At 71.2% G+C, this 12,399-nt stretch carries 13 protein-coding genes and 1 tRNA gene; 3 read left to right on the plus strand and 11 right to left on the minus strand.

The features are described 5' to 3' along the window. Nucleotides 1–68: 68 nt before the first annotated feature. From arc to VF289_RS01675, 3 genes are read right to left on the minus strand one after another with little or no spacing between them, the layout of a single operon-like run. Nucleotides 69–1,655 carry a proteasome ATPase gene (gene arc, locus VF289_RS01665; protein ID WP_330880446.1) on the minus strand — a complete coding sequence of 529 codons (1,587 nt, stop codon included), beginning with the start codon at nucleotides 1,653–1,655 and terminating at the stop codon, nucleotides 69–71. 28 nt (nucleotides 1,656–1,683) lie between these two features. Further along, complete coding sequence (locus VF289_RS01670; protein ID WP_330880448.1) at nucleotides 1,684–2,751, minus strand: tRNA (adenine-N1)-methyltransferase; 1,068 nt, start codon at nucleotides 2,749–2,751, stop codon at nucleotides 1,684–1,686. A 43-nt stretch (nucleotides 2,752–2,794) separates the two neighbouring features. After that, complete coding sequence (locus VF289_RS01675) at nucleotides 2,795–3,913, minus strand: M50 family metallopeptidase (RefSeq protein ID WP_330880450.1); 1,119 nt, start codon at nucleotides 3,911–3,913, stop codon at nucleotides 2,795–2,797. A gap of 91 nt (nucleotides 3,914–4,004) precedes the next feature. Here VF289_RS01675 and VF289_RS01680 point away from each other — a divergent pair, with 91 nt between their 5' ends. Next, the gene (locus tag VF289_RS01680) at nucleotides 4,005–4,814 is read left to right on the plus strand and encodes a PAC2 family protein (RefSeq protein ID WP_330880452.1); all 810 of its coding nucleotides are present in this window, start codon (nucleotides 4,005–4,007) and stop codon (nucleotides 4,812–4,814) included. 21 nt (nucleotides 4,815–4,835) lie between these two features. Here the strand turns inward: VF289_RS01680 and mshC are convergent, their stop codons facing one another. The 3 genes from mshC to VF289_RS01695 all read right to left on the minus strand — a co-directional run bounded on the left by mshC (nucleotide 4,836) and on the right by VF289_RS01695 (nucleotide 7,571). Then, nucleotides 4,836–6,101, minus strand: a complete 1,266-nt coding sequence (mshC, locus tag VF289_RS01685) for a cysteine--1-D-myo-inosityl 2-amino-2-deoxy-alpha-D-glucopyranoside ligase (protein ID WP_330880455.1) — start codon at nucleotides 6,099–6,101, stop codon at nucleotides 4,836–4,838. A gap of 34 nt (nucleotides 6,102–6,135) precedes the next feature. Then, nucleotides 6,136–7,008: an undecaprenyl-diphosphate phosphatase gene (locus tag VF289_RS01690; protein ID WP_330880457.1), complete on the minus strand. Its 873-nt coding sequence runs from the start codon at nucleotides 7,006–7,008 to the stop codon at nucleotides 6,136–6,138. A 227-nt stretch (nucleotides 7,009–7,235) separates the two neighbouring features. Continuing rightward, nucleotides 7,236–7,571 carry a DNA primase gene (locus VF289_RS01695; protein ID WP_330880459.1) on the minus strand — a complete coding sequence of 112 codons (336 nt, stop codon included), beginning with the start codon at nucleotides 7,569–7,571 and terminating at the stop codon, nucleotides 7,236–7,238. 152 nt (nucleotides 7,572–7,723) lie between these two features. On the opposite strand from VF289_RS01695, the gene VF289_RS01700 reads away from it, so the two are divergent. Next, nucleotides 7,724–8,002 carry a DUF5703 family protein gene (locus VF289_RS01700; RefSeq protein ID WP_330880461.1) on the plus strand — a complete coding sequence of 93 codons (279 nt, stop codon included), beginning with the start codon at nucleotides 7,724–7,726 and terminating at the stop codon, nucleotides 8,000–8,002. 142 nt (nucleotides 8,003–8,144) lie between these two features. Next, entirely contained in the window at nucleotides 8,145–8,648 is a 504-nt protein-coding gene (locus VF289_RS01705; RefSeq protein WP_330880463.1) for a hypothetical protein, read from the plus strand. A 34-nt stretch (nucleotides 8,649–8,682) separates the two neighbouring features. On the opposite strand, the gene VF289_RS01710 is transcribed toward VF289_RS01705, so the two are convergent. The 5 genes from VF289_RS01710 to VF289_RS01730 form a co-directional block, all read right to left on the minus strand. Further along, nucleotides 8,683–9,564, minus strand: coding sequence for a TrmH family RNA methyltransferase (locus tag VF289_RS01710; protein ID WP_330880465.1), 882 nt, complete (start codon nucleotides 9,562–9,564; stop codon nucleotides 8,683–8,685). Beyond that, nucleotides 9,561–10,028: a tRNA (cytidine(34)-2'-O)-methyltransferase gene (locus VF289_RS01715; protein ID WP_330880467.1), complete on the minus strand. Its 468-nt coding sequence runs from the start codon at nucleotides 10,026–10,028 to the stop codon at nucleotides 9,561–9,563. The genes VF289_RS01710 and VF289_RS01715 overlap by 4 nt, the downstream gene beginning before the upstream one ends. Before the next feature lie 61 nt (nucleotides 10,029–10,089). Next, nucleotides 10,090–11,472, minus strand: a complete 1,383-nt coding sequence (locus VF289_RS01720) for a GntP family permease (RefSeq protein ID WP_330880546.1) — start codon at nucleotides 11,470–11,472, stop codon at nucleotides 10,090–10,092. Between the two features lie 143 nt (nucleotides 11,473–11,615). Then, nucleotides 11,616–11,701 (minus strand) — tRNA-Leu (locus VF289_RS01725). A gap of 145 nt (nucleotides 11,702–11,846) precedes the next feature. Further along, nucleotides 11,847–12,269: a hypothetical protein gene (locus VF289_RS01730; RefSeq protein ID WP_330880469.1), complete on the minus strand. Its 423-nt coding sequence runs from the start codon at nucleotides 12,267–12,269 to the stop codon at nucleotides 11,847–11,849. Between the last annotated feature and the right edge of the window lie 130 nt (nucleotides 12,270–12,399).

Consider the following 12,399-nt stretch of genomic DNA (forward strand, 5'->3'; position numbering starts at 1 on the left):
CGTGCCTGGAGCCTCGGGGGCTTCGGGGGTCTCGGGCGCGCTGGGCGCGTCGGATGCCTGGGCGGCGCTCATGCGGTGACCTCCGCGGCGCCGTCGCCGGCGGATCCCTCCCGGGTGCGTCCCTGCAGCGGGACCACCGCGTCGACGCGTCGCCGACCCCCGCCGGGCAGCCCGGAGACCCGGGCCCAGTCCTCGGGGTGGGCGGCCGAGGGCATGTCCTCGTTCTCGACGAACTCCGCGGTGATCGCGTCGCGCAGGTGCTGAGTGCCCACACCGATCTCACCGGTGGCCAGCTGGTCCTTCACGGCCAGCTTCTTCGCCCGATCCACGATGTTGCGCAGGGTGGCGCCGGAGACGAAATCGCGGAAGTGCAGGGTGTCGCTGCCGCCGTCGGAGTACTCCACGCGCACGAAGGCGGAGGCGGGCCCGTCGTCGTAGATCTCGCGGGAGGCGAGGTCCAGCAGCTGCTCACGGTCCGCCCGCAGCGGGACGGTGTCATCGAGATACAGGCCCAGGATCTCGCGGCCCGCTCGCTGGTTCGGACGGCGCACCCGGATCTTCACGTCCAGACGCCCCGGGCGCAGGATCGCGGGGTCGATCATGTCCTCACGGTTGGAGGCACCGATGACGATCACGTTGTCCAGGCCCTCGACGCCGTCGATCTCCGCCAGCAGCTGAGGCACGATCGTGGTCTCCACGTCGCTGGAGAGTCCCGTGCCGCGGGTGCGGAACAGCGCCTCCATCTCGTCGAAGAAGATCACGACCGGGTGGTCGGCGGCGGCCTTCTCGCGGGCTCGCTCGAACACCAGCCGGATGGAGCGCTCGGTCTCGCCCACGTACTTGTTCAGCAGCTCCGGTCCCTTGACGTTGAGGAAGGCGGAGTTCTCGAGCGCCTCTGCGACGCTCACCCCGCGCACCTCCGCGCTGCGCAGCACCAGCTCGTGGGCGACGGCTTTGGCGATCATCGTCTTGCCGCATCCGGGCGGGCCGTACAGCAGCACGCCCTGCGGGGGCCGCAGGCCGTAGGTGCGGTAGAGATCCTGCTGCAGGAAGGGCAGCTCGACGGCGTCGCGGATCGCCTCGATCTGCTCCCCGAGCCCTCCGATCTGGTCGAAGGCGACGTCCGGGACCTGCTCGAGCACGAGGTCCGTGATCTCGGCGCGATCGATCCGCTCGAGCACCAGCTGGGACTTGAGATCCACCAGCACGTGATCGCCGGGATGGAGCTGGTCCTCGGTGAGGGATCCCGCGCGGCGCAGCACGCGGGTGTCGTCGGGCGCGACGGCCACCAGCACCCGGGAGTCGGCCAGCGCCTCGACCACGGGCACCACGTTGCCGGCATCGCTCGGGGCGACGGCCTCCACAGCGGCCAGGGCCTCGTTCAGCCGCAGCTCCGCGCCGGGCGTGAGGGAGTCCAGATCGAGGTGCGCTGAGGTGGCCACGCGCAGTCGGCGACCGTGGTGGAGCACGTCGATCGTGGTGCCCTCGCAGCGGCGCAGGAAGGTCGCGTACGAGTTCGGCGGATCTCCGACGCGCTCGAGGTCGCTCTTGAGCTCGACGATCTGGGCGCGGGCGGCACGCAGGCCGGCGGTGAGGCGGTCGTTGTGATCCGCGAGCTGCTCGAGCTCGGACGTCATCTCGGCGTAGGTCTTCATGCTCGGGTGGTCTCCTTCCTGGTGCCGTTCAGCGATCCCGGCCCTGTCGGAGGTCGCGAAGGGCGCGCTTGAGCTTGCGCGGGGCGACGCCCCGCTCCCCCACGTCCTGCGGCGTCCACTCGCCCTCGGAGCCGCCGAAGCCCTCGTTGTCGGGATGGTTCAGCTCCTCCTCGAGGCGGGAGCCGGGAGCGGGACGGGTCGCGCGGCGCAGCGCCTCGGTGCCGTGGGCGGTGCGGCGGGCGGTCAGCAGGAAACCGGTGTGGGCGTTCATCCGATGCTCGGGGCGCACGGCGAGGCCCTCGAGGTGCCAGGGCCGCACGAAGGACTCCCAGGCGTAGGGCTCGGTGAACTCGCCGTGGTCGCGCAGCGCCTCGGCGGTGCGGGAGAGCTGGGTCACGGTGGCGACGTAGGCGAGGTACACGCCGCCGGAGACGAGCACCTCGGCGGCGGCGTCCACGCACTCCCAGGGGGCGAGCATGTCCAGCACCACGCGGTCCACGGCCGGCTCACCCGGTGAGAGCGTCGGGGCGAGGTCCTGGAAGTCGCCCACGGACAGCTCCCAGGACGAGTGGGGACCGCCGAAGAAGGTCTCGACGTTCTCGCGGGCCACCTCGGCGAAGTCCTCACGGCGCTCGATGGAGTGGACCGAGCCCTCGGGGCCGACGGCGCGCAGCAGTGCAGTGGTCAGGCCGCCGGAGCCGACGCCCGCCTCGAGCACGCGGGCGCCGGGGAAGATGTCCCCCCACATGAGGATCTGGGCGGAGTCCTTGGGGTAGATGATCGCGGCGCCTCGCGGCATCGACAGCATGTAGTCGGCGTACAGCGGCCGCAGGGCCTGGTACCGGGTGCCGTGGCTGTTCTCGACCACGACCCCGTCCTCGGCGCCGATCAGCTGGTCGTGGCGCAGCACGCCGCGGTGGGAGTGGAACTCGCCGCCGGGCTTGAGGGTGATGGTGTGCAGGCGGTTCTTGGCATCGGCGAGCTGGACCTTGTCGCCCGGAGCGAAGGGCCCGGTGCGATCCAGGCTGCGGCGGGGCGCGCGGGGCGCGGGTCCCGTCGTCCCCTCGGGGGCGGCGGGCTGCGGCTGCTCAGTCATGCGTTCCAGCATATGGCCCACGCCGCCGCGCCGACCAGGATGTTCACCGTCCGCGCAGGAGGGCGTTGATCTCCGCGCTGAGGATCACACCGCGCGCCGCGCCGTCCTCGTCGATCACCAGGTACGCGGGGGCGGGATGGGACAGCATCTCCTCGATGAGCTCATCGCCGTGCAGGGAGGCGGGCAGCGCGCCCAGCTCGCCGATGGCCCGGGCCACGGCGCCGACCGTGACCGCGGCCCGATGGTCCGCAGGAACTGCGGCCGCCGCCTCGGGATCGATCCGCGAGGCCCGGCCGACGACCCCCGGGCGGGCCCCCGCAGGGTCGAGGACCAGGACGGTGGTCAGGTCCTCGTCGGGCCCCAGCTGCGTGAGCGGCGTCTGCGGCGAGAGGATCCGTGCCGGGGCGGCGAGGGTTCGGGCGTCCAGCGTGCGGATGCGTCCCTGGAGCCGGGCGCCCTCGAGCGCACGGGTGGCGCCCTGCCAGAGCATGCCGGCGATCAGCATCGCCCAGACCAGGGTGAGCAGGGAGAAGGTGCCGGCCCCTCCCTCGCGCACGATCCGCCACAGCGGGTAGGCGATCACCGCCACGGCGATCGCACGGCCCAGCCAGGCCGTGATCCGGGTGCCGAGCTCCGGGCTGCGCAGCACCGCCCCGAGCAGGGACTCCAGCGCCCGGCCGCCGTCCATCGGGAGACCCGGCAGCAGGTTGAACACGGCGAGCACGAGGTTCAACCAGGCGGTCATGGAGAAGAACGTCGCGGCCGCCTCACCGGGCGAGGTGAGCTGCACGAGCCCGGTGGCGAGACCGGCCAGCAGCAGGTTCGCGAACGGGCCGGACAGCGAGACCATCACCGAACCGACCGAGGACATCCGCCGGGAGCGGTACTGGGTGTGCCCGCCCCACAGGGTCAGGGCGATGTGATCGACCGTCGCCCCGAAGGCACGGGCCACCACGGCGTGGGCGACCTCGTGCGCGAGCACCGAGAGGATCATGAACAGACCGATGCCGACGGCGAGCAGCGCGGTGGTGGTCGGAGGGTCACCGGCGCGGGAGAGCGCCGGATACATGAGGACCGCGAACAGGAGCACCGTGAGCAGGGTGCCGGGGCTGATCTGCAGCGGTGGCAGCGATCCCAGTCGCAGCGTGGGGCTCGTCGTCATGCTTCTCCTCCGCCCCTGGACGGGGACTGCCCAGGCAGGCCGAGGATAGCCCGTGATCCTGGGCCGTCGTCCCGGTGCCTATGATGGAGCGATGAGTCGAATCGCCATCACGGCTTTCAGCGGATGGAACGATGCCGGCGAGGCCGCCACCGGGGTGATCGAGCATCTCCACGAGATCTGGCCCACCCGTCCCGTGGGGGCGGTCGACGCCGAGGAGTTCATCGACTTCCAGGTCTACCGCCCCGAGATCCGCACCACCGAGGAGGGGCTGCGGGTCATCGACTGGCCCGATACCCGGCTGCACCTGGTGACCCCGCCGCGCGGTCCCGAGATCGTCACGGTCATGGGGCCGGAGCCCTCCCTGCACTGGAAGCGCTTCTGCGACGAGGTGCTCGAGCAGCTGCAGGTGCTGGACGTCACGGCCGTCGTCTCCCTCGGCGCGCTGCTGGCGGACTCCCCGCACTCCAGGCCGCTGCCCGTCTCGGCGCAGGTCGAGCCGGTCCCGGCCCAGGCCGTGGACGACTCCGAGCAGTACTCGGGTCCGATCGGGGTGCCGACGGTCCTGGCCCGACGCACCGCGAGCGCCGGGCTCCGCACCACCAGCATCTGGGTGCAGGTCCCGCACTACGTCTCCCAGAACTCCTCGCCCAAGGCGGTGCTGGCGCTGATGCGCGAGGTGCAGGACCTGGTCAGCGCCCCGATCCCCCTCCAGGAGCTGGTGGAGGACGCTGAAGCGTGGGAGCGCGGTGTCGATGAGCTCGCACGCACCGACGAGGATGTCGCGGAGTACGTGGCCCGCCTCGAGCGCGCCCAGGACGCCGCCGGGCTGCCCGAGGCCAGCGGTGACGCCATCGCCAGGGAGTTCGAACAGTTCCTGCGGCGGCGCCGGGAGTCGGAGTGAGAGATCCGGGCCCGGAGGGGCTCAGCCCTCCAGCGTGACCCCGAACAGCGCATCGACGGCTGCGGGGACATCTCCCGCACCGGTCCCCGTCCCGCCCGTCCCCGCGACGCCGTCCTTGGACGGGGCGGCGCCCTCGGCCCAGGCGTCCAGGGCCTCCAGCGCCCGAGCCGTGTCGAGGTCATCGCGCAGAGCGGACCTCAGGACTTCGACCGTCGACGGAGAGCTCCCGCCCCGACGAGCGGCGAGGCGGTAGCGGTCCAGACGGTCGCGCGCCTGCTCCAGCTCCTGGTCGGACCACTCCCAGTCGCTGCGGTAGTGATGAGCCATCAGCACCAGGCGGATCACCATCGGGTCCACACCGTCGCGCACCAGGCGGTGCACGAAGACGAGGTTGCCCAGCGACTTGCTCATCTTCTCGCCCTCATGGGCCACCATGCCGCTGTGCGCATAGGCGGCGGCGAAGGGACGTCCGAGGGCCACGGAGTGCGCGGCGCTGAGGTCGTGATGCGGGAAGATCAGGTCGCTGCCTCCGGCCTGGATGTCGAAGGGCAGCCCGATCCCCTGCTCGGCGATGCAGACGCACTCCACGTGCCATCCCGGGCGACCTCGGCCCAGCACCCCGGCGTCCCAGGCGGGCTCGCCCTCGCGCTCGGCACGCCACAGCAGCGGGTCGATGCGTCCGCGCTTGCCTGCGCGGTCCGGGTCCCCGCCGCGGTCGGCGAAGACCTCCAGCATCTGCTCCTCGGACCAGCCGGAGACATCGCCGAGAGCGCCGTCGACGGAGAGGTCGAGGTACCAGTCGGGGCCAGCGGCGTCGGGCGCGTCGACCGGATAGGCGCGGCCCCGCTCGTGCAGGGCGAGGACCACGGCGATGATGTCCTCCATCGCCTCGCTCACGGAGCGATAGGTCTCCGGGGCGATGATCCGCAGCGCCTCCATGTCCTGGGCGAACAGGTCGACCTGCGAAGCGGCCAGCTCCTGCCAGTCCACTCCATCGCGGTCCGCGCGCTCCAGGAGCGGGTCGTCGACATCGGTGACGTTCTGCGCCATCTCGACCGCGAGGCCGGAGTCCGCGAGCGCCCGACGCATCAGATCCGCAGCGTGATAGGTCGCCGCGTGACCGAGATGGGTGGAGTCGTACGGGGTGATCCCGCAGACGTACAGGCGGGCCGTCCCCGGGGTGAGCGGGGTGACCGGTGCGATCCGCCCGGTCCGGGTGTCATGCAACCGCAGGGGCCGACCGGAGGGAGGGAGCGGGGAGAGCGAAGGTGAGGTCCAGGAATGCACCAGACGATCATACGAGCCGGGACCCGGTGCCGGGTCAGGCACCCCCGAGGGGATCCACCACACCGAACCACAGCAGGGCCAGCAGCAGCAGGCCGGCCACGACGCGGTAGACCACGAAGACCAGGTACGAGTGGTTCTCGATGAGGCGCATGAACCAGGCGATCATCGCCAGTCCCATGCCGAAGGCCACCGCGGTCGCGACCACGATCGCCACCAGGGACGGCTCCCCCGCCGCGGCCGCGGAGGCCCGCCCGTCGGCCGTCAGCAGCACAGGAACCTCCTTGACCGCCTTGTAGACGCCGGAGGCGAAGACGGCGGGGACCGCGAGCAGGAAGGCGTAGCGGGCGGCGGCCTCGCGCGTGTAGCCCATCAGCAGGCCCGCGGTGATGGTGCCGCCGGAGCGGGAGACCCCGGGGATCAGGGCGAGCGCCTGGGCGAGACCGAAGAGGATGCCGTCGCGGAAGGAGAGCTCCTTGAGCTGCTTGCGCTGAGGGGCGATCCGGTCGGCGACGCCCAGCAGGAGGCCGAAGACGATCAGCATCGTCGCGGTGATGTAGAGATTGCGCAGGTTGTGATCGATCTGGTCCTCGAAGAGCAGCCCCAGCACACCGATCGGGATCGAGCCGAGGATCACCAGCCAGCCCATCCGCACGTCCGGGTCCGACTGCGGGACCTTGCCCGCGAGCGCCCGGAACCACTTGCCGATGATGCGGGTGATGTCCTTCCAGAAGTAGATCAGCACCGCGGTCTCGGTGCCCAGCTGGATGATCGCCGTGAACGCCGCGCCCGGATCCTGGCCGGGGTTCAGCATCTCGCCGACCACGCGGACGTGGGCGCTCGAGGAGATCGGGAGGAACTCGGTCAGGCCCTGGACGAGCCCCAGGATCACCGCCTCGATGAACGACATGAACTCTCCTCGGTGGACTCAGGGGACTCGCTGGACGAAGGGGCCCGACGCACGGTGCCACGGTGGTGCTGTGTCACGGTGTCGCGCGGTGTCACGGTGTCGCGATGTCTCGCCGCCGCGATGGCACCGGGCCCCGGACAGAGTACGCGGCGCCGGGCACGAGGCCCGGCGCCGCGCAGCGGAGCAGTGGTGAAGAGTACGTGGAGGTCCCGGGGACGGGCCGGCGTTCAGCGCCCGGTGTCCTCGTCCTCCTCGTCATCGTCGAAGTCGTCGTCCTCGTAGTCGTCGTCCTCGTCGTCATCCTCGTCGTCGAAGTCATCGAGGTCGTCGAAGTCGTCGTCATCGTCCTCGTCGTCCTCCTCGCTGTCGAAGACGATCAGCGGGGTGGCGATGTCGTAGGCGTCGAAGAGGGCATCGTCATAGGCGTCGAAGGCCGTGGACAGCTGCTCGGTGGCGGCGTCCAGGGCGGGATCGTCGTCACCGCGCGAGGCGGCGGCCGCCTCGTAGTGACGTTCGAAGGCAGCGATCAGCGCAGCGAGAGCGGAGCGAGGATCCGAGTTCATGACTGGACCGTACCCCGTCCAGCGGCCCAATGGACAGTGCAAAGAGGCGCTGGTGGCCAGGAACCGCGTCACAGCGCGAGCAGACCGCCCGAGCTCCCCCGCGAGGTGGGAGCATGGTGGGGTCGCAGAACGTCCAGCACAGGAGGAGAACGTTGATCCGACCCCGTACCGCCCTGGTGGCCGGCGTCCAGCACATCACGGCACCGCGCACCTGGCGTGACCTGCCCGTGGAGCGCGGCCGGCGTGCGGAGGACTACGAGTTCCAGATCATCACCGTGCCGCGCGGCACCTCCGTCGGCGAGGTGCGGGCCGAGCTCGCCGAGCAGGCGGAGTACGGACGGTGGGAGCACGCCCGCACCCGGCTGTACATCGGCGGGGGCAAGAAGGTCTGGATGCGACGACGCATCCTCCGCGTGCAGTCCACTCTCTGAGGCCTTCCGGCCGACTCCCTGCCGGTTCTCCGTCTGGCTCTCTGCTGGCGTCCTTCCAGCTCACGCCCGCCTCGCACGAGCCTGCGTCCACAATCGGCCGGGAAGCACGCACCCGGGCGTGCGGATCTGGTGCAATGGCGTGGTGCCCGAGACCTCGCCGCTGCTGATCGCCGTGCTGCTGGTGGCGTACCTGCCGCCGGCGCTGGTGCTGTCGTGGATCGACGGACGCGAGCATCGCCTGCCGAACCGCTGGGTGGTGACCCTCACCGTCGCCGTGACGGCATCCCTCCTGGCGCTCTACCTGCTGGATCCCGCACTGCGGCCTGCTCTGCGCACCGCTGCTCTGCTCGCTCTGGTGCTCGGCATCGCGGCGCTGGTGGTGGCGCTCATCGCTCCTCCGCTGCTGGGCATGGGAGATGCCAAGACGCTGCCCGTGGTGGTGCTGATCTCCGCGGCCCTGGGCGGTGAGGTGCTGATCGGGGCGCTGCTGGGGATCGCGCTGCTCAGCGGCGTGCTGGGGATGGCGGTGATCATGGTGACGCGACGGGCCGGGGCGCGCTTCGCCCTCGGCCCGGTGCTTCTGGCCGGCCCCTTCATGGGCCTGCTGGGTGCTCCTGTGGTGAGCTCGGCGCTCGGCACCGCCTGAACGGCTCGGCCACGGAGGCCGACGCCGGCGCCTGTCAGCGGCGCTGGCGCTGGATCTCGTACAGCGCCAGGGAACCTGCCACCGAGGCGTTGAGCGAGGAGGCGCTCCCGGACATCGGGATCTCGGCGACCACGTCGCAGGCCTCCCGCCAGCCGGCGCTCATGCCCACGGTCTCGTTCCCGACGACCACCAGCAGCGGCCCGGTGAGATCCGCTGCGGCCAGCTCGTGCCCGCCGGCCTCGTCGAGTCCGAGCACCGTCCACGGCTCCCCCAGCGCACGACGCCCCTCGACCCAGTCGAGCACCTCGCGGTGGGAGGGCAGGCGCAGCACCGGGACGGCGAAGAGCGAGCCGGTGCTGGCACGGATCGCCGCCGGATCCCAGGCGTCCGCGCTGCGACCGGTGATCAGCAGCGCGTCGCCGCCGAGCGCGTCGACCGAGCGGGCGAGGGAGCCGATGTTGCCGGGCCCCGAGGGGCGGTCGAAGACGATGATCACCGGGGCGCCGGAGCGGCGGCCGGAGATGACAGGAGTGAGCCGTTCCAGGTCGTCGGACGGGACGGACGCCAGCAGCAGCAGCTCGGGCGCGCCATCCTCCCGCTCCCCCAGCTCGGCCATCAGCTCGGGTGCGAGCTCGACCACCGGGGCGGGAGGATCCTCGAGCAGCTCCTGCGCCCAGCGAGAGGGCTGCCGGCGCCCGTCGGACAGTAGCGCCCGGGCCTCCACTCCGTGGTCGAGGGCCTGGGTCATCGGCCGCACCCCCTGGATCAGCATCTCGCCGCTCCGCGTGCGCTTGGTGCGGTTGGTCAGCAGCGACTGCCACTGCTGGAACAGGGCATTGCGGCGTTCGAGGCGGGCCGGCAGCGAGCCACGGTCCCCGTCCCCTCGACGCGGAAAGGCCGACGGACGCCGGTTCATGCTCCGGCCCCGTCGTAGCCCAGCTGCCGCCAGGCCTCGTACACCGCGATGGAGACGGCGTTGGCGAGGTTGAGGGAGCGCCGGGCCGGCAGCATCGGGATCCGCACTCGCGAGGTGATGCGCGGATGCGCCATCACCTGCTCCGGCAGCCCGGTCGGCTCCGTCCCGAACAGCAGCACGTCCTCCCGGGTGTACTCGATGCTGTCGAAGGTGACGTCGGTGTGCGCGGAGAAGGCGAACACCCGCGCCTCGGGCACTGCGGCCAGTGCCTGCTCGATGCCGGGGTGGATGCTGACGTCCGCGAGGTCGTGGTAGTCCAGTCCGGCCCGGCGGAGCTTCGCGTCCTCGAGGTCGAAGCCGAGCGGCTCGACGAGGTGGAGGCGGGCGCCGGTGACGGCGGAGAGCCGGATAGCGTTGCCGGTGTTCCCGGCGATCGCCGGCTCGTGCAGGAAGACGTGGACCATGCCGGAGATTCTTCCACGCAGATCCGCGCGCCCCGTCCGCCGGGCCGACACCGGACCGGCCTCACAGCACGAGGAAGAGCGCCCCGGCGATCAGGAAGCCCAGCACGGACTCGAGAGTCTGCTGCACGGTCCAGGTGCGCAGGGTGGTGGCGACGTCCATGTTCAGCAGACGGCCCACCAGCCAGAACCCGGAGTCGTTGACGTGGGAGGCGAAGACGGAGCCGGCGGCGGTCGCGACGGTGATCGCGGCGATCTCGCCGACGGAGTATCCGCCGGCGGCCACGGCGGGCGCCATCAGACCGGCCGCGGTCACCAGGGCGACGGTCGCCGACCCCTGGGCCAGGCGCATCACCACGGCGATCACGTAGGCGGCGATGATGACCGGCAGGCCCATGCCGTCCAGCGTGTCGGAGAGGGCGTCGCCGATGCCGGAGGTGCGAAGCACCCCGCCGAACATGCCGCCGGCGCCGGTGATCAGCACCACCGAGCAGATCGGACCGAGGGAGGAGTCCACGATCTTCTCGAGCGCGGTGCCGGACTCACCGCGGCGGAACCCGAGCACGATGAGAGCGACGAGCACGGAGAGCAGCAGTGCGACCGAGGAGGAGCCGAGGGTGGTGAGCACCCCGAACCAGGTGGCCTCCTCGCTGACCAGGCCGGCGGCGCGCAGGAAGTCCAGACCGGTGTTCAGGAAGATCAGCGCCATGGGCAGCAGGAGCACGCCGATGACGGTGCCGACGGCAGGCGGATTCTTCACGTCGTCCCCGCCGTCGGTGCCGAAGAGGGCGTCCGCGGAGACGGTGAAGGGGAACTTCTTCGCGGTGAAGCGGCCCCAGAGGACCCCGGAGAGGTAGAACGTCGGGATCGCGCAGACCAGGCCGATCGCGAGCACGAGCCCGAGGTTCGCGCCGTACAGCTCGCTGGCGGTGACCGGACCGGGGTGGGGCGGGACGAACACGTGCATCACCGAGAAGGCGACGGCGGAGGGCATCGCGTACAGCAGCACGGGCCCACCGAGGCGCGCTGCCACGGCGAAGACAATCGGGAGCATCACGACCAGACCCGCGTCGAAGAACATCGGGAAGCCCATCAGCAGCGAGGCCACACCGAGCGCGAAGGGGGCCCGCTTCTCCCCGAACAGGGAGATCAGCGTCGAGGCGAGGACTGCGGCGCCGCCGGAGTTCTCGATCAGCTTGCCGAGCATCGCGCCGAGGCCGACGAGCAGGGCGACGCTCGCGAGCGTGCTGCCGAAGCCGTCCAGCAGCACGTCGACGACCGCCCCGCTGGGGATGCCTGTGGCGAAGGCGGTGACGAGGCTGACCAGCACCAGCGTGAGGAACGCATGGAGCTTGAACTTGATGACGAGCACGAGGATCAGGGCGATGGCGCCCGCAGCGATCAGCAGCAGCGGGGCGGCGCCGAGCGACTGTGTCCAGCCGTCGATCTCCATAGGGGGTCTCCTGAGGTGGGGCGGTGTGTGGACGCGCGGCGCACGAGACCTCGCCGCGCCGGGACCCTATCGGTCGCGGGGTCGCCCCCGCATGACGAAGAACCCCGATCCACCAGTGGATCGGGGTTCTTCTCGCGTGTCCGAGGGGGGACTTGAACCCCCACGCCCTAATACGGGCACTAGCACCTCAAGCTAGCGCGTCTACCAATTCCGCCACCCGGACAGGTGACCGCCGAAGCGACTCCCGAAGATTAGCACGCAGCAGGCCGCGTTTCGTCCCCGAACAGCCCCTGCCAGCACGAACGTGAAGACAATCACGCCCGGGCGCTGATCGGAACGCTGAGATCAGGACGCCGGGATCAGGAGGTTCAGGTCAGGACGTCGACCGTCGGCACCGCCATGACCTGACGCAGCATGTCCAGCACCGCCGTGATGCGGGGACTCAACTCGTGCGGCTCCTCGCTCGGCAGCCGCTCGGCGAGGTCCTGGAGCGCGGCGGCGGCGAGCACCGTCATCGTGGCATCGGGGGGATCGAGCCGGGCCGCATCCCAGGACTCCATCTGCCCGAGCAGCGCGGAGAGCTCCTCGGCGGCGGAGCGACGGCCCGGGGTGAGCAGATCGACCCGGGCGCGCGTGGCGAGTGCGGTGCAGCGGCGGAGGAGCGTCGTGGAGGTCTCCGCGTCGATGCGGTCCGCCTCCCGCCATCGCGTCAGCGGCGGTTCCCCCGTCCCCGGGCTCGTGGCGCTCGCCAGCTCGGCGATCTGATCCTCTGCCCCGCGCGCCAGCTCCATGGGTGTCCCCTCGTGCTCGTTCCGGAGGCTCCGCCGGGAGCCCGTACGAGCCGCTCACTTTACCTGCGCTTTACCCAATGGGGCAAGGGCGCCCGGGCGAGCGTGCCGTCGCACGGACGTCTGTGGCAGT

It is taken from the genome of Brachybacterium sp. (genome assembly GCF_036379615.1).
In the GTDB taxonomy this organism is placed as follows: domain Bacteria; phylum Actinomycetota; class Actinomycetes; order Actinomycetales; family Dermabacteraceae; genus Brachybacterium.